Consider the following 24913-nt stretch of genomic DNA (forward strand, 5'->3'; position numbering starts at 1 on the left):
AAGCTAAATTTTATCATTTTATTAGTAAAATTGATTTTTTTAAAAAACAAGGAAAAGACATGAAAGAACAAATTTTAGAGAAATTAAAAACTGTAAAATATCCTGGCTTTGAAAAGGATATAGTGAGTTTTAATTTTGTAAAAGATATTAAAATTCAAGATGATGGTGTATTTATTGATATAGAAATCGTTTCAGCAAATCCTGAAGTAGCTAATGAAATTCGTAAAAATGTTACTGAAGCTTTATCGAGTTTGGCTTTAAAAAATATCGAACTTAATATCATCACTCCAAAAATTCCTGAAGAAAAAAGTAATTCAAGAAGTGGAAAAAATATTGCTCCACAAGTAAAAAATTTCATCATGGTTTCAAGTGGAAAAGGTGGTGTGGGTAAATCTACAACTACAGTAAATTTAGCAATTTCCATGGCTAAAATGGGAAAAAGAGTGGGGATTTTAGATGCAGATATTTATGGGCCAAATATTCCAAGAATGCTAGGTGAAACCAAAACTCAGCCTGAAGTAGTAGGGCAGAGATTAAAGCCTATTTTAACTCATGGTGTTTATATGATGAGTATGGGGGTTTTGATCGAAGAGGGTCAAGGGCTTATGTGGCGTGGAGCTATGATTATGAAAGCAATTGAGCAACTTTTAGCTGATGTAATTTGGCCTGAGCTTGATGTATTGTTTTTGGATATGCCTCCAGGAACAGGCGATGCGCAAATTACTTCTGCACAAAGTATTCCTATTACTGCAGGAGTTTGTGTAAGCACACCTCAAACCGTATCTTTAGACGATAGTAAAAGAGCTTTAGATATGTTTAATAAACTTCACATTCCTATAGCGGGTGTGATTGAAAATATGAGTGGATTTTTATGTCCTGATAATGGTAAAGAGTATGATATTTTTGGCAAAGGAACAGCTGAGGATATGGCAAAAGCTTATAAAAGTGAAGTTTTAGCACAAATTCCTATAGAAATGATAGTAAGAGAAGGTGGAGATGAAGGCAAGCCTGTGAGTTTTTATCACCCTGAAAGTGTGAGTTCAAAGCGTTATTTAATGGCGGCTGAAAAAATTTGGAGCTTTATAGAAAAGATTAACAATGAAGGTGGTGCGGATAATTCTGCTATACAACCTGTGATGAATGGAAAAAGTGCGTGTTCGCATTAAAAATTAAGTGGATAAGGAAAAGAAAATGATTAATACTAAAGAAGATTTTTTACTTTTAATCAAACAAATCGAGCAAAAAAGTGGCTATAAAAAACCTAAAGCTTTTGGTATAGCAAGGCTTGATAGAGGACAGCTAAATAAAAATAAAATCTTGCAAGCAAGTTTTGCTTTAATTAATTACGAGCAAAATTTTGGCTCAGCAGCAATTATGCTTGAAGCTTTTATGCAAAGGGGTGTGGAGATTGATTTTAATGCGAGTGAGTTTGTACAAACTTTGAAATTAGAAGATATTGATTTTGCACTTTCTTGTTTTAAACCTTTTTTAGAAGAAGAGGGGCATCAAAATATTGATTTATTAAAGATTATCAAAGATAAATTTAAAGACGATGAGTTTGCTTTTGTTTGTCTTTTTGAAGATAAAGAACCTTTAAGTGTAGAAAGTGTTTATCTAAAACTTTATTTGCTTTCTACTAAAAAAGTGCCTTTAAGAAGTATCAATCTAAATGGAGCTTTTGGACTTTTAAGCAATGTAGCTTGGAGTGATGATAAGCCTATCGAGCTTGAGTATTTAAGAGCAAATGAAATGCGTTTAAAAATGAGCAATCAATATCCAAAAATTGATTTTGTTGATAAATTCCCAAGATTTTTAGCACATATTATCCCTGAGGATAATACAAGAATTTTAGAAAGTTCTAAAGTAAGAATGGGTGCGTCTTTAGCAGCGGGAACAACCATCATGCCAGGGGCAAGTTATGTGAATTTTAATGCAGGCACAACAGGAGCTTGTATGGTTGAAGGGCGTATTAGCTCGAGTGCTATAGTAGGAGAAGGTTCTGATGTAGGTGGAGGAGCTTCGATTTTAGGTGTTTTAAGTGGAACAAGTGGCAATGCTATAAGCGTAGGTAAGGCTTGTCTTTTAGGGGCTAATTCAGTGACAGGAATTCCTTTAGGGGATAATTGTATAGTTGATGCAGGTATTGCGGTGCTAGAAGGAACGAAATTTTTACTCAAAGATGCTGAGGAACTTGCTAAACTTAATCCTTATTTTAATTTTGATAAAGAAATTTACAAAGGCTTAGAGCTTAAAGGTTTAAATGGGCTACATTTCCGTCAAGATTCTATAAGTGGTGCTATGATAGTAGCTTTAAATAAAAAAGCAGTCAAACTTAATGAAGCCTTGCATTGATACAAATTTATTTACATAAAGCTTTAAGCTTTATGTCTTTCTTTCAACTTTGAAATCACATCTGAGAAACTAAGATTTGCATCTGCAAGTAAAACACTTAAATGATACATTAAATCCGCTGCTTCACAAATAAGCTCTTCTTTATCTTTTACTGTCGCTGCTAAAGCTGTTTCTACGCCTTCTTCACCAACTTTTTGTGCGATGCGTTTTGTACCACTTTTGAAAAGTTTTGCTGTATAAGAAGTATTTTCATCGGCATTTTTTCGTGCATTAATAAGCTTTTGAAGTCTGGCTAGAAAAACAAAATCTGCATTTTTAGAAATTTTTTCAAAACAAGAAATATTGCCCGTATGACAAGTAGGCCCTACAGGATTTGCTAAAATTAAAAGCGTGTCATTATCACAATCTAAGCTTAAATCTATGATATTTAAGAAATTTCCACTTTCTTCACCCTTCATCCAAAGACGCTGTTTTTTGCGTGAAAAAAAGACTACTTTACCACTTTCTAAGCTTTTTTCTAAGGCTTCATTATTCATAAAGCCTAGCATTAAAACTTCACAAGTTTTTGCATCTTGGATGATGACAGGTAAAAGATGATCCACTTTTTGCCAAGCAATTTTTTCATTAAGTTCTTTGAAATTTTGCATATTATATCCTTATACTTAAACCTTGATTTTTAAGATAAATTTTTAATTCTTTAATGTCTATAAGTTTTTGATGAAAAACAGAAGCAGCTAAAGCCCCATCTATACCTAGTTTAAAAGCTTCTAAAAAATGCTCCATTTTTCCCGCTCCCCCGCTTGCGATCAAAGGTACTTTACAAATTTTATATACAGCTTCTAATTGTTCTAAATCATAGCCATTTTTAACACCATCTTGATTCATCATATTTAAAACAATTTCGCCTGCACCTAGATCTTGCACTTCTTTAACCCATTCTAAAGTGCTTTTTCCACTATGCTTGCTTATTTTTTCATCGCCTGTGTATTGAAATACTTTTAAATTTCCATTTTTATCTTTGAAGCTATCAATCCCTACTACTACGCATTGCACGCCAAAGCTTTTAGCAAGGCGTGTGATTAGGCTTGGATCATTTAAAGCAGGAGAATTGATAGAAATTTTATCTGCCCCATTAGCTAAAAGTTCAGCTGCATCTTCTTCGCTTTTAATACCCCCTGCAACACAAAAAGGAATGTTGATATTTTTTGCTACTTCACTTACCCATTCTCTTGATATGCGTTCTTTTCTAGCACTTGCAGCAATATCATAAAAAACAAGCTCATCAATACCATTTTGAGAATAATACCTAGCAAGCTCTATGATATCTCCCATATCTTTATGGTTTTTAAATTGTGTTCCTTTTACTACTCTGCCATCTTTGACATCTAAACATGCAATTATGCGTTTTGTAAGCATCTTATCCCTTCTTCTACGCTAAAAACTCCGTCTAATAAAGCTTTTCCTACGATAACCCCACTACAAATTCCTTTTAAGTTTTCAAGGTCTTTTAAGCTTGCTACTCCACCACTTGCCTGAATGCAAATATTAGGAAAAATTTCATGGATAAGTTTGTAAAGTCTTACATTTACTCCTTGCATGGTGCCATCTTTTGAAATATCTGTGCAAAGTATGTGTTTTAAGCCTTTATTGCTATAAAAATCTAAAACTTCCATAAGCTTCTTATCGCTTGCTTCTTGCCAAGCATTTACAGCCACAACATAATCCTCTTTCAAAATCGTATCTAAGGCTAAAACTATAACTTCATTACCAAATTCTTTTAAAATTTCAAGACATAAAGTCGCATCTTTAATCGCCATAGATCCTATCACTACTCTTTTTACTCCACAATCAAGCAAAGCTTTAACTTCTTCTTTAGAGCGTATGCCTCCACCTACTTGTAGATTGACACTGACTTCTTTAGCTAATTTTTCTATCAAAACAAGCTGTCTTTTGCTAGGATCTTTTGCGCCTGTAAGATCTACAAGATGAAGTTCTTTCGCTCCTGCTTTTTCGTATTCTTTAAATTTCTTTAAGGGATTGTATTTATATACTTTTTTTTGTTCGTAATCCCCTTTTACAAGACGCACCACTTCGCCATCTATAAGATCGAGTGCGGGTATGATTTGAGTCATCCTATATCCTTAATAAAATTTGAAATTAAAATTTCCCCCGTTTCGCTACTTCTTTCAGGGTGAAATTGCACCCCATAAAAATTATCTTTCATTACGCTTGCGCTAAATTTTTGCGAATACTCGCAATCTGCTATAGTGTATTCCCCAAGTCCTACACAATAACTATGCACAAAATAAAAATAAGCCCCTTCTAAACCTTTAAACAAAGCATGAGAGCTACGAACTTGATTCCATCCCATATGTGGAAAAGTCAAGCCTTCTTTAGCTTTAAATTTTTGAGTTGTAAAATCTATAAGTTTTAAGGTTTCTTGATTTAATTCTTCAGAAAAATTTCCTAAAATTTGCATACCTAAACAAATACCAAGCAAAGGTTTTTTGGTATTTTTAAGAAAATCAATAAGATTAAATTGTTCTAAATTTTTCATCGCTTCTTTTGCGGTACCCACTCCAGGTAAAAAAAGCTTATCCGCACTTTCAAGCTCTTTTAAATCCCTACTGATAGTTGCATTAAAACCTAATCTATCCAGACAAAATTTCAAAGATGCTAAATTCGCACAGGCTGTATCAATGATGATGATTTTCATATCACTCCTTTAGAGCTGGCTAAATTTTCACTTTCTATTTTTACTGCCATTTTCAAAGCTTTTGCAAAGGCTTTAAAAAGCCCTTCGGCTTTATGGTGATCGTTTTTACCTTTAACTTTTAAATGCAAACTCACACCCATAGCATAGCTTAAAGAATAAAAAAAGTGTTCGATCATTTCTGTGCTTAAAGCTCCTAAATGAGATTTTTTAAATTTGGCTTTATAGACTAAATGAGGACGATTGCAAAAATCCATCGCACAACTTGCCAAACACTCATCCATAGGTAAAGCAAAACCATATCTTGCAATGCCGATTTTATCCCCTAAGGCTTTTTTGATACAAGCTCCAAGTGCTAAGGCTACATCTTCAATACTATGATGCTCATCGATTTCCAAATCCCCTTTACAAGAAATTTCAAGCCCTATGCCTCCATGTACAGCGATTTGCTCTAACATGTGATCAAAAAAATCAATACCTGTTTTAATGCTAACCTTGCCCCCATTTAAGCACACTTTTACTTTTATATTTGTTTCTTTAGTAGTTCTTTGATAACTCGCACTTCTAAAAGAACTTAAAATTTCATTTTCTATTTCTTTCCAAGAAAGTTCGCCGTATCTTAAACCACGCACACTTAAATTTGAAGCTAAGATCATATCACTCTCACGATCTCCTATAACAAAACTTTGCTCCTTGTTATAAAGTTCGTGTTTGATATATTCTTCTAACATAGCGGTTTTAGGTTTTCTACAAGCACAATTTTCATTTTCAAAATGCGGACAAATAAAAATATCTTGAAATTCTATACCACAACTTTTTAAAATATCAAGCATTTTTTCATGAGCAATTTCAAAATTTTCCTTTGGAAAACTTGGCGTTCCAAGACCATCTTGATTGCTTACCATGACAAATTTAAATCCAAAATTTTTTAGTTTTAAAAGAGTAGGAATAGCATCTTTTTCAAAACGCAATTTTTCAAGAGTATCGATTTGAAAATTGCTTTTTGGCTCCTCTATTAAAGTGCCATCTCTATCTATAAAAAGGATTTTTTGACTCATTTTAAGCTCTCTAAACGAAAAGTTACTGCATTTTTGTGTGCGTCTAAATGCTCATTTTGCGCTAAAATTTCAACACTTTTACCCAAAGCTAAAAAGCCTTCTTTACTTAATTCTTGAACGGTCATTCTTTTACTAAAATCTGCCAAACCTAAACTAGAATGCGTTTTAGTAAGTCCATAAGTAGGTAAAACATGATTAGTCCCACTTGCATAATCACCCATAGACTCCGGGGAATAAGCTCCTAAAAATACCGATCCTGCGTGTTTTACACCTTTTAAAAGTTCTCGTGGATTTCGAGTTTGTATGATCAAATGTTCAGGGGCATAAAGATTTGAAATTTCTAAGGCTTGATTTAAATCTTTAGCTATGATAATGCGTGAATTCGCAATACTTTTGCTTGCAAGTTCTTTGCGAGGCAAAAGTTCTAATTGACTTTGGACTTCATCGCTTGCTTTTTTAGCAAAATCTTGACTTAAACACACCAAAATCACTTGAGAATCTGCACCATGTTCAGCTTGTGAAAGCAAATCACTAGCTACAAATTTTTCATTAGCCAAATCATCAGCTATTACTAAAACTTCACTAGGTCCTGCTTGCATATCAATAGTCGCTCCGTTTATATCGCTACTTACTTGACGTTTTGCTTCGGTTACAAAGGCATTTCCTGGGCCAAAAATTTTATCCACCTTTAAAACACTTTGTGTACCATAAGCCAAAGCTGCTATAGCTCCTGCACCACCCATTTGATAAATTTCATCCACGCCGCAAAGTTTAGCACAAAAAAGCACGGCATCATTGATTTTTGCAGGACTTGCTAAAACGATTTTTTCACAACCTGCAATTTTTGCAGGAATAGCTAGCATTAAAACCGTTGAAAACAAAGGCGCCAAACCCCCTGGTATGTAAAGCCCTACTTTTTCTATAGGACGTGTTAAAACTTCACATTTAACGCCTTTTGTAGTTTCAAGAGCGATTTCATGTGGGATTTGAGCTTCGTGGAATTTTTTGATATTTTCATAAGCTACTAAAATAGCTTCTTGCAAATCTTTATCCAAACGATTACTTGCTTGAGTAATTTCTTCTTGAGTGATTTTAATCTTTGAAATTTCAGCTTTATCAAATTTTAAAGCTTGTTCTATCAAAGCTTCATCACCTTTTTCTTGCACTTCTTTAATGATAGAACTTACTATTTTTGAAATTTCATCTTTCGCACTTATAGCAGGGCGTTTTAATGCTTCTTCTTTTTGTTTTTCATCCAAATTATCATATACTAAAATTTGCATTTTTTACTCACTTTAACATTTTTTCTATAGGCAGAACTAAAATCGAACTCGCACCTTCTTCTTTTAAAGCCTCCATGGTTTCCCAAAAAAGATTTTCTTTACTTACCATATGTAAAGCTACATTTTTTTCATCGTGTGCTAAAGGTAAGATAGTCGGTCTTTCAACTCCTGGAAGTAGGACTTGAATTTTATCAAGCTTTTCTTTTGGAGCATGAAGCATAATGTATTTAGATTCTCTTGCTTGCATTACTCCTGCTACACGCAACATAATTTTATCCACTAAGGCTTGTTTTTCTTTACTTAAAGCATTTTCTTTTTGAATCAAACAAGCACGAGATTCATAAATGACTTTAACTTCTTTAAGATTATTTGCTTGTAAAGTTGCTCCACTTGAAACAAGATCGCAAATTGCATCGGCTAAATTTGCCCTAGGGGCTACTTCAACAGAACCTGTAAGCATACAATTTTTATAATTAATCCCATTTTCTTTCATAAAACGCTTTAAAAGTTGTGGATAAGAAGTAGCTATCCTTAAGCCTTCAAAATCTTTCAAATTTTGAAATTTATTTTCTTGAGGCAAGGCAAGAGAAAGACGGCAATATCCAAAATCTAGCTTTTTTAAAAGCTTATAGCTTGGATTTTCTCCTAAAGACTGGCGTTCAAGTTCATTTTCTTCTAAAACATTTTCCCCTATAATGCCTAAATCTACAACTCCATCAAAAATAAGCCCAGGGATATCATCATCTCTAACGCGTAAAATATCTATGGGTAAATTTGTAGAAAAAGCGATCAAACTTTGTTCATGGATATGCATTTTAACACCACATTCTGAAAGAAGCTCTATGGATTCTTTTGAAAGTCTACCTGATTTTTGTATCGCAATGCGTAAACGAGTGTTTTCTTGCATAACATATCCTTGAAATTAAAAATTAAAAACTTATATTAGCATAAGTAGTTGAATTTTTAGCAAGGGTTTTAGAAAATAAATGAATTTAATTTTATTTAAAATAATTATTTAAAACTTTTTATTTTTAGGATATTTAATTGAAGTATTAATCCTAGCAAAAGCTAGGATTTGATTAAGCTACAAATTCGATGAAAGCCATTTCAGCAGCATCACCACGGCGAATTCTTGTTTTGATGATTCTTGTATATCCACCATTGCGATCTTTGAATTTTGGAGCAATTTCAGTTACTAATTTATTAGTAGCGTTTTTATCTTGTAATGAAGCAAAAACTGCTCTATGAGCGTTAAAATCTCCAAGTCTTGCTCTAGTAATCAATCTTTCTACATAACCTCTTAATTCTTTAGCTTTTGGTAGAGTAGTTTCGATTTTTCCGCTATTTACTAAAGCTATAGTTAAATTTTTTAATAAGGCAGCACGATGAGATGAAGTTCTGCCAAGTTTTCTATATCCATGTTTATGTCTCATTCTTTATCCTTCGTTTTGTGCTTTTAATTCTGCGATTTTATTTTTAAGTATTTCTTTATTATCGCTAAGCTTAGAAGTTCCCACAGGAAAACCTATGCTTTCCATGATGTTTTTAATTTCATCAAGAGATTTTTTACCTAAATTTTTAAGCCCTGCAAGTTCACTTACACTCATCAAAGCAAGCTCGCCTATGTAAACTACTCCTGCTTTTTCAAGACAATTATAACTTCTAGCACTTAAATTTAAATCTGTAATGTTTTGCAATAATTTAGTATTTTCTAGTTCATTGCTTGTTGCTTGATTTTTAATTACGCTTCTAACATTGGTAATTTTATCAAATACTGATAATTGTTTATACATAGCTTCTAGAGCATTTTGAAAAGCCTCATTTGGAGTGATTTGTCCATCAGTTGTTACGGTTAAAACCACTTTTTCATAATCAGGATTATCTTCAAATAAAACTTTTTCAATATCATAGGTTGCTTCTCTTACAGGTGTAAAGAAAGCATCTAAAGCTATAAATTTAGGATCATTTATAAGCTCTTTAATTTCTTCGCTTGGTACATAGCCAATACCTTTTTCAACAATCAATGTGAATTTGAGTTCAGCATCTTCGTTGATTGTTGCTAGATAGGCGTCTTTATTTACTACTTCTACTTGATCATTATTTAGATCTTTGCCGTAAATTTCTTTTGAGCCTTTAAAGCTAAATTCTACTATTTCTTTATTTGATTCGCCTTTAATTTTAAAGCGTAGTTTTTTTAGATTAATGATAAAAAGTGCTACATCTTCAAGCATACCACGCATGCTATCAAATTCATGAGCTACGCCATCAATATGAATTGCAGTTGGAGCATATCCTATGGTGCTAGTGTAAAGCAAACGGCGTAAAGGATGGGCTAGGGTGATTCCATAGCCGATCTCAAAAGGCCAAGCACTGATTTTAGCCACAGTATCACTAATGTTTTCTATTGTAAATTCTGTTGGCGTATAAGCAGATGTTGTAATGTTTCTCATATTTAGCCCCTATTACTTAGAGTAAAGCTCAACGATAAATCTTTCCTCAACCGGAATGACAACTTCTTCTCTCTCAGGTTTTCTTGTGAAAATTCCAAATCTCTTATCTTTTTCAACATCAACCCAAGCAACGATTCCAGTTTGTGCTGTAAGTTCGATAGCTCTTGTAATTTGAGGATTGTTTTTGCTTTTTTCGATGATTTCGATTTTAGCACCTGCTTCTACTCTAAAGCTAGGAATATCCACTCTTTTACCATTTACTAAAACATGTCCATGTGTTACAAGTTGTCTTGCAAAACGACGTGTTGTAGCAAAACCCATTCTATATACCACATTGTCTAATCTTTGTTCTAAAAGTTGGATAAGTAATACCCCTGTATTTCCTTCTCTTCTTGCTGCTTCAGCAAATAAACGACGGAATTGCTTTTCGCTTACTCCATACATAAATTTAGCTTTTTGTTTTTCTCTTAATTGAAGTCCATACTCACTAATTTTACCTTTTCTTGCTCCGTGTTGTCCTGGCGCATAAGGGCGTTTGTCTAGTGCACTTTTGCCAGCTAGTCTTCTTTCTCCTTTTAATGCTAAGCTAACACCAAAGCGTCTTTCTAATTTTTCTACTGGTCCTCTATATCTTGCCATAATATTCTCCTAAATTTTTCTTATATCTTAGACACGACGACGCTTAGGCGGTCTGCAACCATTGTGAGCTAATGGAGTGATATCTTTTAAGAAAGTTACTTTGATTCCTTCCATAGCACCTACACTCTTAACAGCAGTTTCTCTACCGCTTCCTGGTCCTTGTACTTTAATGCCTACTTCTTTAATTCCGTGTTCTTTTGCTTTATTTAAAGCGTCTTCTACTGCTTGTTGTGCTGCATAAGGAGTTGATTTTTTAGAACCTTTAAATCCTAAACCACCTGCACTACTCCAAGCGATAGCATTTCCCATTTCATCAGTTACTGTAACCATAGTATTGTTAAAAGTCGCACTGATATAAACAATACCTTTTGCTATATTTTTTTTAACTACTTTTTTCTTTACGATTTTTCTTTTTGTCATGATTTATCCTTATGATTTTGCACCAACAGTTTTTCTCTTACCTTTTCTAGTTCTTGCGTTTGTTTTTGTTTTTTGTCCGCGAACTGGTAAGCCTTTTCTGTGTCTTAAGCCTCTAAAGCTTCCTAAATCCATAAGTGCTTTAATATCCATAGCAACTTGTTTTCTCAAGTCCCCTTCAACCATATAGTTTTCTTGAATTTCTTTACGGATAGCTGCTGCTTCATCTTCACTTAACTCATGAACTCTTTTATCATAAGAAATTCCTACTTTATCTAGAATTTTTCTTGAAGTGAAAAGCCCTATACCATAAATATAGGTTAGTCCATACTCAATTCTTTTTTTCTTTGGTAAATCCACACCTGCAATACGAGCCATGTTTATCCTTGTCTTTGTTTATGTTTTGGATTTTCGCAAATAATGCGAACCACGCCTTTACGGCGAACTACTTTGCACTTGTCGCACATCTTTTTAACCGATGGTCTCACTTTCATGAGCGTCTCCTTGAATGAATTCCACTTGATTTACGACTACATCAGGTTTTATGAATAACCAACTATTTTCAAAATAAGTGGTGGATTTTAAAAATACTTCTTCATATAGTTCGATGTAATTTGTCGCAAAAACTCTAATTTTATCTAAAATTAGCTTTTAAATAACTTAGATTATTTATATCTAAAAGTTATACGCCCTTTATCAAGGCTATAAGGTGTAAGTTCTACTTTTACTTTATCACCTGGCATTATTCTTATATAATGCATACGCATTTTTCCTGCAATATGACATAAAATTACATGTTTGTTGTCAAGTTCAACCTTGAAATTTGCATTAGGCAATGCTTCAAGTACGGTGCCATCAATTTCAATTACATCATCTTTTGCCAAAATTTTCTCCTTTCATGAAATAAAAAGGCTATAATTTTAGCAAAAATTATTAAAATTTTTACTTAATTTTTAGTAATTTTTAAGTAATTAATCTAAAAATTTAGGTTCGATAAAAGGCACATGAGTCCCTATAACTTTGAGTTTTCTTTCTTTAAATTCTTTAAGTAGTTTTTCCCTTGTTTGTATAGCCTCATTTTGATCTATATCAAATTTTATAGCGATTTTAGGTTTTGGAATTTGTATATCATAAAGATGAAGTAAATCTCCCCAAAAGACTATTTTATCATCAATTATTATAGCGTTTTGTCCTGGGGTATGTCCATAAGCAGGTATGGCTTTAATGCCTGAATTTTGAAAGATTAAATCTTTAGAGTGGTTAATAAATTCTATATTTTTAAGTTTAAGTAAGGTGTTTTTAATTTCTTGTCTATCGCTTTTGATCCAAAAATCATATTCTTTTTTATCGATTAAAATTTGAGCTTTTGGAAAAAGATTTTCTTCGCTCATTAAAGCTCCTATATGATCAGGATGTGCATGTGTTAAGATAATATGAGTGATATCTTTAAAATCGGTTTTTTGGATATGTAATTTTTCTTTTAATGTATCAATAGTATCTAAAAACCCTGTGTCTATTAAAGCATTAAAATTTGGATTTTTTATCAGAGCAATATTATGCTCATTTCTTTTGATTTTTGTGCGAGTTTTTTCTATAAAATTCTTATCTTCATCGCTTTGTGGCACTAAAAAAGAAAATAATAAATTTAAAAATTCATCATCAGATTGTTTAAGTGGGATTATATGGGTTTGATTTGAACTTTTGCTTGTGGTTTTTTCTTCTAAAAAATAAAGATTGGTTTTTAAAAGAGTGGTTATAAAATTAAACATATTTATCCTTAAATTTTTTAGATAATATTTTGGAAATGATTATAGTATAATAAAAACAATGTTTTTAAAATTTAAGGTAATTAATCAATGAGAAAATCAAAATTTGGAACAAAGGAAATTAAGATCTTAGGACTTTCTTCACTAGGAGGAACTTTAGAATTTTATGATTTTATTATTTTTGTCTTTTTTGCTGAATATATAGCCAATGTATTTTTTCCTAAAGGTATGAGTGAATTTTGGGCTTTATTAAATACTTATGGAGCATTTGCAGCTGGATATTTAGCACGTCCTTAGGTGGTATAGTTATGGCACATTTTGGAGATAAATTTGGGCGTAAAAACATGTTTATGCTAAGTATTTTACTAATGGTTCTTCCTACCTTTGTCTTAGCTTTTATTCCAGGTTATGAAACTCTTGGGTTTTTAGCTCCTGTTTTATTGATACTTATAAGAATTTTTCAAGGCATAGCTATAGGTGGAGAATTGCCTGGAGCTTGGGTTTTTGTAAGAGAACATTGTCAAGAAAAACAAAAAGCTTTCTTTTTAAGCTGTTTAAATTCAGCTATGGCTTTAGGAATTTTGTTAGGAAGTATAGTATTTTTAATCATTAATGCTTTTTTTAGTATAGAAGAAATTGCTGCTTATGCATGGCGTATTGCTTTTTTTGTAGGTGGAATTTTTGGGATTATTTCTATTTATTTGCGTAGATTTTTGCAAGAAACTCCTGTTTTTAAACAAATGAAAAAAGAATCATCGCTTAGTTCTTTTCCACTTAAAGATTTATTTAAAGAAAAGGATATTGTAAAAAATTTATTTTCATCAATGATGATGACTTGGGTTTTAACAGGTTGTGTTATTGTGCTTGTTTTATTGATGCCTAAATTTATGCCTAGTATTTTAAATTTAAGTGGGGTTGAAGGAAGTTATTTGCAGATATTAGGAATTTTGGGAATAGCTTTAGGCGGGGCTTTTATGGGTTATCTTGTAGATAAATTTGGTTTATTTAAAATTTGCATTTTCTTTTCTTTAACTTTTGTATTTTTTTCTTTTTTATATTTTTATGCTTTATATGAACTTAAAAATTTGGTTTTGGTGTGTATTTTGTATTCGATTGTTTGTTTTTTAGGTGGGATTAATGTGTTTGCGCCTATTTTAATGAGTGAAGTTTTTAGAGCTAAAATAAGATTTTCAGGAATTTCTTTTTCTTATAATATTGCTTATGCAATTTCAGGCGGTATTACTCCGCAACTCGTTTTTTGGCTTAATACACTCGCGAGTAAAAATGAAAATCCATTTTTATATGGTATGAGTATATATATGATTTTTTAGCGTTATTGGCTATTTGTGCTGTTTTTATAGTAAAAGATAAAATAAAATTTTGATAATCACTCTTAAAATGTTATAATTAAAATTATATTTTGGAGTTTATAGATGCCTTTTATTATCGAATTACTTAAGCAAAATAAATTAAAGTTGATTTCTTTTTTGCTTTTTTCTTTTATTACAAGTGCTGTTGGAGTTTTAACTCTTGTTTTTATCAATGATTATTTGCTTAAAAATGCACAAAACATTCCTATTTTTTATTTTATTGTTTTGCTTTTGATATTTTTTATAAGTTCTACCATAGTTGAACTTGGACTTAGTATTTTTGGACAAAATTTTATTTTTAAAATGCAAAGGCGTGTAGTAAAGCAGATCTTAGACACTCCTTTGTTAAGAGTGGCTAAAGTAGGTAAGGCTAGAATTTTAGCTTCTTTGGGAAGTGATGTGAGAAATATATCTTTTGGGCTTTTAAGATTGCCTGATTTTTTACAATCAAGTATATTGATTTTATGCACTAGTGTTTATTTATGTTATCTTTCACCACAAATTTTTGCTTTGTGTGTGGTATGGATTATGGTTATTTTTATTACTAATAATTTTTTGATGATGAAAGTATATCAGTATTTTCGAAAGGCAAGGGAAAATGACGATGCTTTGCAAAATAATTACCAAAATATACTAGATGGACATAAAGAACTTTTGATCAATCGTGATAGAGCCAAGCTTTATTATGAAGATGAATTTGAAAATAATGCAAGATTGAAAAAGAAAAATAGTACTTTAGGCAATCTTTTTAACAATCTCTCAAACAACTGGACAAATGTAACTCTTTTGGCTTTAGTGGGCGTAGAGTTTTACTTAGCTTTAAAATTTGAATGGGCAAGTGTTGCAGATGCTACAACTATAGCTCTTTCTATTTTGTTTTTACGAACCCCTTTAGTATCTATGATAGGATCTTTTCCTACTTTGCTTTTGGCAAAAATCGCTTTGGATAAGATCGCAAAATTGGAATTAGATGATTATATAGAAGGTTTTAAAAAAACACATTATATTAGCGAATGGAAAAAAATTTCTTTTAGAAATACTCAATTTGCTTATGAAGAAAATTTTCACTTAAATCCTGTAAATATAGAACTTAAAAAAGGTGAATTGGTATTTTTAATAGGTAAAAATGGAAGTGGTAAATCCACTTTTTGTATGCTTTTGACAGGACTTTTTAAGCCAAGCAAAGGCGGAATTTATGTTGATGATACGCTTATAGATGATAAAAAGTTAGATGAGTATAGATCTCTTATTTCTGCTGTTTTTAGCGATTTTCATCTTTTTACTAAAACCTTAAATAAAGAAAATTTTGCAAGCGAAGAAAAAATTGCTTTTTGGTTGGAGTTTTTAGAACTTAAAGATAAAACAAGTGTCAAAGATAATGAACTGACCTTAACCAAACTTTCTACAGGGCAAAAAAAGCGTTTAGCTATGCTTATAGCCTTGCTTGAAGAAAGGGATATTTTAGTGCTTGATGAATGGGCGGCTGATCAAGATCCTGTTTTTAGAAGATTTTTTTATAAAAAACTTTTACCTTTGCTAAAAGAGCAAGGTAAAACAATCTTTGCTATCACACATGATGATGCATATTTTGATAGTGCTGATAGAATTTTCTTGGCTCAAAATGGTGAAATCAGCGAATTAAAGGGTGAGAATATAAAGGAATTAGCTAAAAATTTAGTAGAAAAATTTGATTAAAGCCCAAAATGGGCTTGTATTATTTATCATAGAGCTTTTTTTCTATATCGATATAAAATTCAGCAATTTTTCCATAAGCAACTTCCCAAGCTTTAAGAGTAGCTTCGTCAGGATTTAAAAGATTTTTAATAGCCTTTAAAAGGCAAGCTCCAACTATAGGATAATGCTCTTCTTTAACCCCTAAATTAACATGAGTTATGGCAACTTTATCAACAAAGCTTCTCATATTTTCTAAATTTTCTATATTTTTGGCTGCCATTAAAATCGCCATCGCTAAAGCTTTTGGTTGTTCTCCTGAAATTTGTTTTTCCATATTAAACATAGGTTTTACCTCAGGATAATCATTAAACATTATTTTATAAAACTCATTGGTTAAATCCTCTCCATTTTTTTGCAAAATAGGCACACAATCTTTGATGATTTGAATTTGTTCTTTTGTCATAATTTCTCCTTTTTATTGTAAAAGAGATATTTTATATCTTAAAAAGGAGAAAAAAATTGACTTGTGTTAAAATTTTGTATTTAGTTGATTGAAAAAGTCTTGCATTAATATTGCTAATGCTTTATAAAAATGTGTTTTAGCTTTATTGATAACATCAAAACTCCACATGTTAAACCAAGTAAAAAATTCTTCTTTTAAGAATTTTTGCAAAGTTATATCATCTTGTTTTTTGATTAAAAAACTAATAAATAATAATTCATTTATCAAGCTATCTGCAGGTTCTTCATTAAAAAAAGAAAAAAAGTTATTTTGCACAAAAATTTGCTTAATTTTATCAGAATTATCTGAATAAATTTCTTTATTTTCATCAAGATAAAAAGAAGCAAAAGGCGGTGCTTTTACATAATCAACATCACTTAAAAACAAAGAAGTAAAATCACTTGCTATTAATTTATCATCTTCGTTTGAAGATGATAAAAGCTTTAAAGCGGTGCATTGTAATTTGCTATTATTTTTTAAAAACCAATTTTGCCAGAATTCTTCTTTTTTAAGTTTTTCTAGCAAAAAATGATTAGGTGGATTTTGCAAAAAATTGATAAATATATCTATTGCCAATTTTTGCATTAAGAATGTCCCAACTTATAAGTCCATAAAATAGCATTCTAGTGGTAAACACCCCTAAAAATGCACAAAGTAGGGCAAAATAAGCAAAAAATTTACTTTTAAATTTTTCATGTAAATAATTATGCAAATACCAAGTAAAAATCCCAAGTCCTAAGAATGCAAAAGAAAGCGATATAAACCAATCATAGGCTCCACCTAAAAGTTCAAAAGGGTTTACAAGCCCCATAATCCAAGTTTGTCCTACATGTAGGGTTTGCAAAACTATAGCAGTGCTTAAAGCCCTATGCCCATAAGTCCTGTAAAAAACGACATTTTTTTCATGTTCGCTATTTTCAAAAAAACAATAATAAACAATAGCACCTAAAAATATAGTACTAGCGAAAAAATAAAGCAAAGTGATCTTAAAATCCCAAGTAGGCACACTTTCTTGCATGGAGCCATAAGCTCCACTCATAAAGAAAAGTCCTAAAATTCCACATATTAGCGTAAGATAAAACACCCAATTTGAAGTTTTTAGATAAAGCAAAAAGCCCAAAGCACACACAAGAGATACAAATAAAATTTCATTATTCATCCAGCCTATATGTCACTCATTATTTGCATAAAAAACACCCATTCTATTTAATACATTAAAAATGTGTGCAATATCATTTAAATGAAAAAATGAAGGGATAAAAGCAACCACCATTGCAAATTCCTTTGGATTTTTACCTTCTTTTAATCTCTCATAACACCCATCGCATTTGCTCATATGACCACTTTCATGATTAAATTGAGGTGCGCCATAAGGACATACCATAGAACAAGCTTTGCAGCCTATACACATACTATCATCGATTGTTACTATACCCTATTTATTTTCGTTGTTGCACCGGTTGGATAAGCTTTAAGACAAGATGGATTAGAACAATGATTACAAGAAATAGAAGTGTAGTAAGCAAAAACACTTTGCTCAAAACTTCCATCTTCTTTACAGGTCCAATTTCCCGCTTCAGTCTCAAATACACGGCGAAAATTAACCCCCACAGGCATGTTTTTATAATCCTTGCAAGAAGGTGAGCAAGTCCTACAGCCTAAGCATTTGTTTTGATCTAGCATAAAACCAAATTGTGAATTTTCTTCTAATTTCATCTTTTTCTCCTTAAACTTTTGCAATTTCAACTAAAATAGAATGTTGTCCATTTCCTTTAGAAATAGCAGTTGGCACTATACTTGCCAAAGAATTCACACAAGTTCCCACATTGGTGCCATTTTCATATTTTACCCATGCGCCTTGTGGGGTTACTGCACAACCTGGTATGATTCCTAAGTCATTTCTTACTTGCACCACATTGCCTGTTTTGATACTTCTTTACTCTGCATCTATGGTATTTATCCAAATTTCTTGTGGATTAGCTTCTCTAATTTGTGGAATTTCCCAAAAGCTAGAATGCGTTTTACCTTTGTAGTGATAGCCAAAAAATTGCAAAGGATACTTTTGTTTTAATGGATCTAAAATCCCTTCTCTTTGGCTTTCAAAAACAGGAATAGGCACTATTTGTTGTTCTTCTTTTAATTTCCAAGTTTTTTGCATTTGTGCGAGTTTTGTGCTATAAATTTCTATCTTTCCGCTAGGAGTTTTTAAAGGATTATTGATGGGATCTTTTATAAAACTTTGTAATGCCACTACAGGTTTTACAGGCTCAAATTTTACAAGTCCTTTTTCGCACATTTCTTCAAAACTAGGCAAAAGTGGATTTTTTTTCATACTTTCTTCATAAAGATATTTTAGCCAATCTTTTTGCGTTCTTCCTTCGCTAAATTCTTTTTCTATGCCAAGTCTTTAGCAAGTTCAAGACACATTTCATAAATAGGTTTTACTTCACCAACTGGCTCGATAGCTTTTTGACAATAAATAATATAAGGCTTATTGCTATAATATCTTGCACTAGGTCTTATAAAATCTTCTTGCTCTAGTATAGTTGCATCAGGTAAGATATAATCTGCGCAGTTATTTGACGGAGTTCTAGTTACATTAATATCTCTACTATACACTCACACAAATTCTCATCGTTTAAAATATCATGCACTTATTTAATGGTGCTGTGCTGATTTGTAAGGCAATTTCCTGCTGTATTAAAATAATTTGATATTTTGTTTTAATTGTGTTTTACCACGTACTCCATCGCTAATATCTGCCATTTCTTTTCCGCGATAAATGGCATCTGTGAATAAAAAACAAGGCTTTATGGTGGTAATTTCTCTTGCAAGTTGAACTATGTGGTTTATAATCTTGCTAGCCCAATCAGGAGTTTTTTCTACTCCATCGTTTAGTCCTAAAACATAGCTTTCATAGCTTGAGTTTTGGTTGTATCTTGTGGCAGAGTATTTTCGCTAAAGCTTATGGTGTATTTATCAAGAAAAGTTCTATCAAGTAAATCTTTTTATCATCACATAATCAAAGCTGCATCGGTTCCTGGTGTTAAAGGCTTTTTGATAAGCATAGCCTACTCCACCACCTCCCATTCTAGTTTCAACATGATTTGCTCTAAAAAATATAGCTAATTTTGCAGAGCGTAAAGTGTATATATCGCTAGCAGGAGATCCTCCATAGAAAAAATTCATAGCATTTGAAATTTGAGCCGTAGAATAAGAATTATGATAATTTAAATAATCACCATAAAAATTTAAAAGTCTAGCCCATGGACCTTGTGTACAGCGATTGATTATTGTTCTTGTTGCATAATTTATATAAAAGGCTTCATTGCCGTATTTTTCTTTAATTTCTTGCATTTTGGCAGAAATTTCATCAAAAGCTTGTTTCCAAGAAATAGGCATAAAAATTTACCTTCACCCCTTTTTCCCACTCTTTTTAAAGATCTTTTTAGGCGATTTGCGTTGTAAACTTTATATCTTGAACTACGCCCTCTAATACAGGCTCTTGCTTGACGATTATCAAAGCTATCATCACCTTCATTATCAGTACTGATTATTTAATAATTCCATCTTGAGTATGCACTTTTACAGGACATTTTGTTCCGCAATTTACATTACATTCAGCCCATTTGCTGATCAATGGTGGAGTTTTTAATAAATTTGCACTTAGACTTATAGGACTTAAGGTTAAGCCACCAAACAAAGAACTCCATTTTAAAAATCTCTACGATTTTGTTTCATGTTATCTCCTTACATTTATGTGACAAAAGTAATTGCAATTATAATACAAATAATAATTTTATTCAATTAAAATTAAGACTTTAAAACTCCTAAATATAGGCTTTATAATGGATTTTTCGTTTATGAATTTAACTTCAAAAAATAAAAATTTGAATAATATAATGATAAAAATTTTATTAAATATAGTATTTAAATAGAAATTTATAACTAAAATATAACTTTATCCCCCGTATAGGCTTGCGAGTTAAGTTTTTTTGTTTTATAATTTTGTGCGTTATTAAAATAAAAAGGTTTTTTATGTTGAGATTTTTAATTTTTGTAATGTTGTTGTTTGTGAATTTAGAAGCAAAAACCCAAAAAGATATGCTTATTATAGCAGTTGAAAATGAAATCACAAGGATAAATCCTGCTTATAGCGAGGATCATGATGCAGTGATTAATCTTGTATTTTCAGGGCTTACGCGTTTTGATGAAAATATGAGTTTAAAACCTGATTTGGCTAAGTCTTGGGATGTTAGTAAAGATGGGCTTATTTATGATATTTTTTTAAGAGATGAAGTTTTATGGCATGATGGAGTCAAATTTGGTGCTGATGATGTGAAATTTAGTATAGAAGCCTTTAAAAATCCTAAAAACAATTCTTCTGTTTATGTCAATTTTGAAGACATTAAAAGTGTGGAAATTTTAAATCCTTCTCATGTAAAAATCACACTTTTTAAACCTTATCCCGCATTTTTAGATGCTTTAAGCATAGGAATGCTTCCTAAACATTTGCTTGAAAATGAGAATTTAAACACAAGCTCTTTTAATCAAAATCCTATAGGTACAGGTCCTTATAAATTTGTAAAATGGAAAAAAGGTGAATATGTTGAATTTAAAGCTAATGAACATTTTTATCTTGATAAGGTAAAAACTCCAAGACTTATTATAAAACACATTTTTGATCCTTCTATAGCTAGTGCTGAGCTTAAAAATGGCAAGATAGACGCAGCTTTAATCGATGTTTCTTTGCTAAATATTTTTAAAAATGATGAAAATTTTGGAATTTTACGTGAAAAATCGGCTGATTATCGGGCTTTAATGTTTAATTTTGATAATGAATTTTTAAAAGATTTAAAAGTAAGACAAGCTTTAAATTATGCAGTTGATAAAGAAAGTATAGTAAAAAATCTTTTGCATGATTATGCTTTTGTAGCTAATCACCCTTTAGAGCGTTCTTGGGCAAATCCTAAGAATTTTAAAATTTACAAATATGATCCTAAAAAAGCCGAGGATTTACTTGTAAATGCAGGTTTTAAGAAAAATAAAGATGGAAATTTTGAAAAAGATGGGAAAATTTTAGAATTTGAAATTTGGGCGATGAGTAATGATCCTTTAAGGGTAAGTTTAGCTGGAATTTTGCAAAGCGAATTTAGAAAAATAGGAGTTGTAAGCAAGGTAGTGGCTAAACCTGCTGGAAGTTTTGATTATTCTAAAGTAGATAGTTTTTTAATAGGCTGGGGAAGTCCTTTAGATCCTGATTTTCACACTTTTAGGGTATTTGAAAGTTCGCAAGATAGTGCTTTAAATGATGAGGGTTGGAATTTTGGACATTATCATGATAAAAAAGTGGATATAGCCTTGCAAAAAGCAAGAAATACTTCAAATTTGGAAGAGAGAAAAAAATATTATAAAGATTTTATAGATGCTTTGTATGAAAATCCTCCTTTTATCTTTTTAGCCTATCTTGATTTTGCTTTAGTTTATAATAAAGATTTAAAAGGTATCAAAGCAAGGACTTTAGGTCATCATGGAGTGGGTTTTACTTGGAATGTTTATGAGTGGAGTAAATAGTGCTAAAACGCTTAGTTTTTAGTCTTGTCGTAGCATTTTTTAGCACTTTTTTATGTTTTGCTTTGCTTTATTTTAGTAAAGGCGGTATAGCTTATGTTAATGGAGTTAATTCACAAAGTAAAGAATTTATTCAAAGAATAGAACAAAATTTAGGGCTTGATAAGCCTTTGCTAGAGCAGTATAAAATTTGGCTTTTTAAGGCTTTAAAAGGAGATTTAGGGGTTTCTTTTTTAAGTGGAGAAAGTGTTTTAAAGCTTATAAAAGAAAGAATTTTTAATACTTTTATTTTGGGTTTTAGTGCCTTAATGCTTTTATTTTTACTCAGTGTTTTTTTGGCACTTTTAGGATATTACTATAAAGAAAGTTTTATAGATAAAATCATCACTTTTTTAGCTTTTAATTTTTTTGCTTTACCTCCTTTTGTTTTAGCTTTATTGTTTGTTTTAATTTTTGGAATTTTTTGGAAAATTTTGCCTGTTATGGGAAGTAGTGATATAGGCTTTGAAGATGATTTTTTAAATCGTTTAGAGCATTTGATTTTACCTGTTTTGGTGCTCGTTTTATCACATTTGGCGTTATTTTTAAGGATTGCTAGAAATTTTATCAATGAAAGTTTTTCTCAAATTTTTATTCAAAATTTATATGCTAGAGCTTTGAGGGAAAAAGATATTTATTTTTTAGTTTTGAAATATTCTTTAAGTCCTATTGTGGCTTATTTTGGGGGAAGTGCTTTAAGTTTTATGATGGGAACTTATGTGGTAGAAAGTGTCTTTGCTTACGAGGGGCTTGGGTCTTTACTTTTTAAAAGTATTATTTTTAAAGATTATCCTGTTGTGCTTGCGCTTATATTTTTTAGTGTTTTGCTTGCAGCATTTTTTACATTTTTAAGTGATATTGTAGCTAGGATTTTAAATCCTAGATTAAGAAGGCTTGATTTTGTTTAAATTTCTTATCATACTTGCGCCTTTAATTTTTTTGTTTTTATGCGCCTTGTTCGCACCTTTTTTGACTCCTTTTGATATTTTAAGCACTCATTTAGAAAATTTGCATCAAGCTCCTAATTTTACTTATATTTTAGGGACTGATTTTTTAGGCAGGGATTTGTTTTCTCGTTTGCTTTTTGCTTTGAGAAATTCTTTGATTATAGGTGTTGGTGGATCTTTATTGTCTATTATTTTTGCTTTGTGTTATTTGTTTTTAGCACGATGTTTTTTTTATATTTTTTGGATGCGTATTTTAGAGTTTTTTTTAGCCTTGCCTGCTTTTTTACTTATGATGTTTTTTCAAAGCATGATAACTTCTGATGTGTTTTTGATGATTTTTTTAATCGCTTTAATTCATTGGTGTTTCATAGCAAGAATTATAGAAAGTGAATTAAAAAGACTTGAAAATTTAGATTTTTACAAAGCAAATATAGTGCTTGGAAGAACTAAATTTAGAGCTTTTTTTAAAGATTTAATACCCGCTTTAAAAACACTGATTTTTACACTTTTTATATTTAATATTGTTCATGCTATAGCCACAGAAGCTACTTTGAGTTTTTTTGGACTGGGCTTAGGATTTGAAATTCCAACTTTAGGTACTCTTTTGAGTGAGTCTTCAAAAGCAGTTTTTATAGGTGCTTGGTGGATGATACTTTTTCCACTTTTAAGCTTGCTTTTGTTGTTTTTACCTCTTTTATGGTTGGGTAATTTTTTACAAAAAATTTGGGGTATAAGATCTTGAAGGTAAGAAATTTAAATATCAGTTTGAAGAATAATTTATTGCTTAAGGATATTAATTTAGATATAAAAACAGGCAAAACTTTAATGATACTAGGACAAAGTGGAGTGGGTAAAAGCTTGTTAGGAAAAGCTTTGGTAAGACTTTTAGATTCTAATTTCACAATAAGTTTTGATGAATTAAGTTTTCATAATTCTTGTATTTTTAATTTTAACAAAGAAGAACTTAGAGATTTTCGTTCTAAGGTGGCACTTGTTTTACAAGATGCAGAGCTTAGTCTTTATCCTTATTTGGATATCGGAAATTTATGTCATCTTGTTTTAAAAACTCATACAAAATTAAAACAAAAAGAAAGAAAAGATTACGCTTTTTCTTATTTTAAAAAATTAGGATTTGAAAATCTTGATCGTTTATGGCATTCTTATGCTAATGAATTAAGTTTGGGTATGGCAAGAAGGGTGAGCCTAGCTTTAGCATTATTAAATCAACCCCAAATTTTAATTTGTGATGAAATCACAGCTTCTTTGGATAAAGAAAACGCTTCTAAGATCATATCGATTTTAGAAGAATTAAAAAATACTACAGCCTTAGTTTGCATCACTCATGATTTAAATTTGGTAAATTCTTTAGCAGATGAAATTCTTATGCTAGAAAAAAATAGTTCAAATTTATATAGTTTAGATGAGTTTTTAAGGTATTATAATGCTTAAAGTTTGTAATTTAAGTAAGTTTTATGAGCTTAAAAAGCATTGGTATTTAAAAAAAGAAAGACATATTGTTTTTGATAATATCAATTTTTCTTTAAATGAAAATGACAATTTAATGATTTTAGGTAAAAGTGGTGCAGGTAAAAGTACATTAGCTAGAATTCTTTGTTTTTTAGAAGATCCAAGCGAGGGTGAGATATGGTATGAAAATCTTAACTTACACAAGCTTGATAAAAACAAACAGAGACTTTTAAGAAAGCAAATTCAGTATTGCTTTCAAGATCACAAAATGACTTTAAACCCTTATAAAAAAATCAAAAATCTTATACAAGATGGTTTGGAAAATTTTAATTTACAAAAGAATGATGACTTGATTTTAGAATTTTTTGATTTTTTTAGTCTAAAAAAACAAATTTTAGAACAAAAACCCTATGAATTAAGCGGAGGAGAAGCCACGCGTGTAGGTCTTATCCGTGCTTTGGTTTTAAATCCTAAATTGTTGATTTTAGATGAAATTACTTCAGCGCTTGATATTAAAACTTCTAAAGAAATTTTAACTTTTTTATATGACTATCAGCAAAAAAATAATATTTCTTATATATTTATAACCCATCAAAGTGATCTTTTTTATAAATTTAATCATAAAAAATTAAAACTTTAAAAAAATATTTTTTAATATAAGTTTC

31 protein-coding genes and 2 pseudogenes are annotated in these 24913 nt (G+C 31.0%); 9 read left to right on the forward strand and 24 right to left on the reverse strand.

Annotated elements, in window-relative coordinates:
- The first annotated feature begins 59 nt into the window (after positions 1 to 59).
- Together AJN64_RS07065 and AJN64_RS07070 are read left to right on the forward strand one after the other, a co-directional pair.
- Positions 60 to 1166, forward strand: coding sequence for an Mrp/NBP35 family ATP-binding protein (locus tag AJN64_RS07065; RefSeq protein WP_002871282.1), 1107 nt, complete (start codon positions 60 to 62; stop codon positions 1164 to 1166).
- Between the two features lie 25 nt (positions 1167 to 1191).
- Positions 1192 to 2352, forward strand: a complete 1161-nt coding sequence (locus AJN64_RS07070) for a tetrahydrodipicolinate N-succinyltransferase N-terminal domain-containing protein (protein WP_002866583.1) — start codon at positions 1192 to 1194, stop codon at positions 2350 to 2352.
- A 23-nt stretch (positions 2353 to 2375) separates the two neighbouring features.
- Here AJN64_RS07070 and hisIE read toward each other — a convergent pair whose 3' ends face one another.
- The 15 genes from hisIE to AJN64_RS07145 all read right to left on the reverse strand — a co-directional run bounded on the left by hisIE (position 2376) and on the right by AJN64_RS07145 (position 12681).
- Positions 2376 to 2999, reverse strand: coding sequence for a bifunctional phosphoribosyl-AMP cyclohydrolase/phosphoribosyl-ATP diphosphatase HisIE (gene hisIE / locus AJN64_RS07075; protein WP_053872696.1), 624 nt, complete (start codon positions 2997 to 2999; stop codon positions 2376 to 2378).
- 1 nt (position 3000) lies between these two features.
- On the reverse strand, positions 3001 to 3768 hold the full coding sequence (gene hisF, locus AJN64_RS07080; RefSeq protein ID WP_052858814.1) for an imidazole glycerol phosphate synthase subunit HisF: 768 nt from the start codon (positions 3766 to 3768) through the stop codon (positions 3001 to 3003).
- Positions 3750 to 4484 (reverse strand): 1-(5-phosphoribosyl)-5-[(5-phosphoribosylamino)methylideneamino]imidazole-4-carboxamide isomerase, encoded by a 735-nt coding sequence (gene hisA / locus AJN64_RS07085; protein WP_002862246.1) that lies wholly within the window; start codon positions 4482 to 4484, stop codon positions 3750 to 3752. The genes hisF and hisA overlap by 19 nt, the downstream gene beginning before the upstream one ends.
- Entirely contained in the window at positions 4481 to 5068 is a 588-nt protein-coding gene (gene hisH / locus AJN64_RS07090; protein ID WP_053872695.1) for an imidazole glycerol phosphate synthase subunit HisH, read from the reverse strand. Before hisH ends, hisA begins: the two co-directional genes overlap by 4 nt.
- A complete protein-coding gene (hisB, locus tag AJN64_RS07095; RefSeq protein ID WP_053872694.1) occupies positions 5065 to 6123 on the reverse strand; it encodes a bifunctional histidinol-phosphatase/imidazoleglycerol-phosphate dehydratase HisB in 1059 nt (352 codons plus the stop codon). The genes hisH and hisB overlap by 4 nt, the downstream gene beginning before the upstream one ends.
- Positions 6120 to 7406, reverse strand: coding sequence for a histidinol dehydrogenase (hisD, locus tag AJN64_RS07100; RefSeq protein ID WP_053872693.1), 1287 nt, complete (start codon positions 7404 to 7406; stop codon positions 6120 to 6122). Before hisD ends, hisB begins: the two co-directional genes overlap by 4 nt.
- Before the next feature lie 7 nt (positions 7407 to 7413).
- On the reverse strand, positions 7414 to 8313 hold the full coding sequence (gene hisG, locus AJN64_RS07105; RefSeq protein WP_053872692.1) for an ATP phosphoribosyltransferase: 900 nt from the start codon (positions 8311 to 8313) through the stop codon (positions 7414 to 7416).
- Positions 8314 to 8485: 172 nt separating this feature from the next.
- The gene (rplQ, locus tag AJN64_RS07110; RefSeq protein ID WP_002851332.1) at positions 8486 to 8839 is read right to left on the reverse strand and encodes a 50S ribosomal protein L17; all 354 of its coding nucleotides are present in this window, start codon (positions 8837 to 8839) and stop codon (positions 8486 to 8488) included.
- Between the two features lie 3 nt (positions 8840 to 8842).
- Entirely contained in the window at positions 8843 to 9856 is a 1014-nt protein-coding gene (locus AJN64_RS07115) for a DNA-directed RNA polymerase subunit alpha (protein WP_002855748.1), read from the reverse strand.
- Positions 9857 to 9868: 12 nt separating this feature from the next.
- Complete coding sequence (gene rpsD / locus AJN64_RS07120; protein ID WP_002856574.1) at positions 9869 to 10495, reverse strand: 30S ribosomal protein S4; 627 nt, start codon at positions 10493 to 10495, stop codon at positions 9869 to 9871.
- A gap of 27 nt (positions 10496 to 10522) precedes the next feature.
- Entirely contained in the window at positions 10523 to 10915 is a 393-nt protein-coding gene (gene rpsK / locus AJN64_RS07125) for a 30S ribosomal protein S11 (protein ID WP_070292844.1), read from the reverse strand.
- Between the two features lie 9 nt (positions 10916 to 10924).
- On the reverse strand, positions 10925 to 11290 hold the full coding sequence (gene rpsM / locus AJN64_RS07130) for a 30S ribosomal protein S13 (protein WP_002800121.1): 366 nt from the start codon (positions 11288 to 11290) through the stop codon (positions 10925 to 10927).
- A gap of 2 nt (positions 11291 to 11292) precedes the next feature.
- Complete coding sequence (gene rpmJ, locus AJN64_RS07135; RefSeq protein WP_002781429.1) at positions 11293 to 11406, reverse strand: 50S ribosomal protein L36; 114 nt, start codon at positions 11404 to 11406, stop codon at positions 11293 to 11295.
- A gap of 171 nt (positions 11407 to 11577) precedes the next feature.
- Positions 11578 to 11796: a translation initiation factor IF-1 gene (infA, locus tag AJN64_RS07140; RefSeq protein ID WP_002781436.1), complete on the reverse strand. Its 219-nt coding sequence runs from the start codon at positions 11794 to 11796 to the stop codon at positions 11578 to 11580.
- An 87-nt stretch (positions 11797 to 11883) separates the two neighbouring features.
- Complete coding sequence (locus AJN64_RS07145; RefSeq protein WP_053872691.1) at positions 11884 to 12681, reverse strand: MBL fold metallo-hydrolase; 798 nt, start codon at positions 12679 to 12681, stop codon at positions 11884 to 11886.
- A gap of 87 nt (positions 12682 to 12768) precedes the next feature.
- Here AJN64_RS07145 and AJN64_RS07150 point away from each other — a divergent pair.
- Positions 12769 to 14062: pseudogene (locus AJN64_RS07150) on the forward strand (MFS transporter).
- A gap of 49 nt (positions 14063 to 14111) precedes the next feature.
- Complete coding sequence (locus tag AJN64_RS07155) at positions 14112 to 15743, forward strand: multidrug ABC transporter permease/ATP-binding protein (RefSeq protein WP_053872690.1); 1632 nt, start codon at positions 14112 to 14114, stop codon at positions 15741 to 15743.
- A 19-nt stretch (positions 15744 to 15762) separates the two neighbouring features.
- Here AJN64_RS07155 and cgb read toward each other — a convergent pair whose 3' ends face one another.
- From cgb to AJN64_RS09820, 9 genes and pseudogenes are all read right to left on the reverse strand, one after another.
- A complete protein-coding gene (gene cgb / locus AJN64_RS07160) occupies positions 15763 to 16185 on the reverse strand; it encodes a single-domain globin Cgb (protein ID WP_002862237.1) in 423 nt (140 codons plus the stop codon).
- A gap of 66 nt (positions 16186 to 16251) precedes the next feature.
- A complete protein-coding gene (locus AJN64_RS07165) occupies positions 16252 to 16809 on the reverse strand; it encodes a molecular chaperone (RefSeq protein ID WP_053872689.1) in 558 nt (185 codons plus the stop codon).
- A complete protein-coding gene (locus tag AJN64_RS07170; RefSeq protein WP_079860282.1) occupies positions 16757 to 17383 on the reverse strand; it encodes a DmsC/YnfH family molybdoenzyme membrane anchor subunit in 627 nt (208 codons plus the stop codon). Before AJN64_RS07170 ends, AJN64_RS07165 begins: the two co-directional genes overlap by 53 nt.
- 126 nt (positions 17384 to 17509) lie before the next feature.
- A pseudogene (locus tag AJN64_RS07175) lies at positions 17510 to 17940 on the reverse strand (4Fe-4S dicluster domain-containing protein); the annotation flags it as partial.
- A gap of 10 nt (positions 17941 to 17950) precedes the next feature.
- Positions 17951 to 18136 carry a hypothetical protein gene (locus AJN64_RS09800; protein WP_053872597.1) on the reverse strand — a complete coding sequence of 62 codons (186 nt, stop codon included), beginning with the start codon at positions 18134 to 18136 and terminating at the stop codon, positions 17951 to 17953.
- A 24-nt stretch (positions 18137 to 18160) separates the two neighbouring features.
- Positions 18161 to 18556 (reverse strand): hypothetical protein, encoded by a 396-nt coding sequence (locus tag AJN64_RS09805; protein WP_053872596.1) that lies wholly within the window; start codon positions 18554 to 18556, stop codon positions 18161 to 18163.
- Positions 18557 to 18618: 62 nt separating this feature from the next.
- Positions 18619 to 18843, reverse strand: coding sequence for a molybdopterin-dependent oxidoreductase (locus AJN64_RS09810; RefSeq protein ID WP_053872595.1), 225 nt, complete (start codon positions 18841 to 18843; stop codon positions 18619 to 18621).
- Positions 18844 to 19218: 375 nt separating this feature from the next.
- Positions 19219 to 19626: a molybdopterin-dependent oxidoreductase gene (locus AJN64_RS09815; RefSeq protein ID WP_053872594.1), complete on the reverse strand. Its 408-nt coding sequence runs from the start codon at positions 19624 to 19626 to the stop codon at positions 19219 to 19221.
- 151 nt (positions 19627 to 19777) lie between these two features.
- Entirely contained in the window at positions 19778 to 19927 is a 150-nt protein-coding gene (locus tag AJN64_RS09820; protein ID WP_002862223.1) for a hypothetical protein, read from the reverse strand.
- Positions 19928 to 20262: 335 nt separating this feature from the next.
- Here AJN64_RS09820 and AJN64_RS07200 point away from each other — a divergent pair, with 335 nt between their 5' ends.
- The 5 genes from AJN64_RS07200 to AJN64_RS07220 are packed head-to-tail and all read left to right on the forward strand — an operon-like array spanning position 20263 to position 24888.
- The gene (locus tag AJN64_RS07200) at positions 20263 to 21798 is read left to right on the forward strand and encodes an ABC transporter substrate-binding protein (protein ID WP_070292845.1); all 1536 of its coding nucleotides are present in this window, start codon (positions 20263 to 20265) and stop codon (positions 21796 to 21798) included.
- Positions 21798 to 22742 carry an ABC transporter permease gene (locus AJN64_RS07205; protein WP_053872620.1) on the forward strand — a complete coding sequence of 315 codons (945 nt, stop codon included), beginning with the start codon at positions 21798 to 21800 and terminating at the stop codon, positions 22740 to 22742. Before AJN64_RS07200 ends, AJN64_RS07205 begins: the two co-directional genes overlap by 1 nt.
- Positions 22729 to 23523 (forward strand): ABC transporter permease, encoded by a 795-nt coding sequence (locus AJN64_RS07210; protein WP_074487149.1) that lies wholly within the window; start codon positions 22729 to 22731, stop codon positions 23521 to 23523. Before AJN64_RS07205 ends, AJN64_RS07210 begins: the two co-directional genes overlap by 14 nt.
- Positions 23520 to 24230, forward strand: a complete 711-nt coding sequence (locus AJN64_RS07215) for an ATP-binding cassette domain-containing protein (RefSeq protein ID WP_044778686.1) — start codon at positions 23520 to 23522, stop codon at positions 24228 to 24230. Before AJN64_RS07210 ends, AJN64_RS07215 begins: the two co-directional genes overlap by 4 nt.
- Positions 24223 to 24888 (forward strand): ATP-binding cassette domain-containing protein, encoded by a 666-nt coding sequence (locus tag AJN64_RS07220; protein ID WP_044778688.1) that lies wholly within the window; start codon positions 24223 to 24225, stop codon positions 24886 to 24888. Before AJN64_RS07215 ends, AJN64_RS07220 begins: the two co-directional genes overlap by 8 nt.
- Positions 24889 to 24913 lie beyond the last annotated feature (25 nt).

It is taken from the genome of Campylobacter sp. BCW_4332 (assembly GCF_001763175.1).
GTDB lineage: Bacteria > Campylobacterota > Campylobacteria > Campylobacterales > Campylobacteraceae > Campylobacter_D > Campylobacter_D jejuni.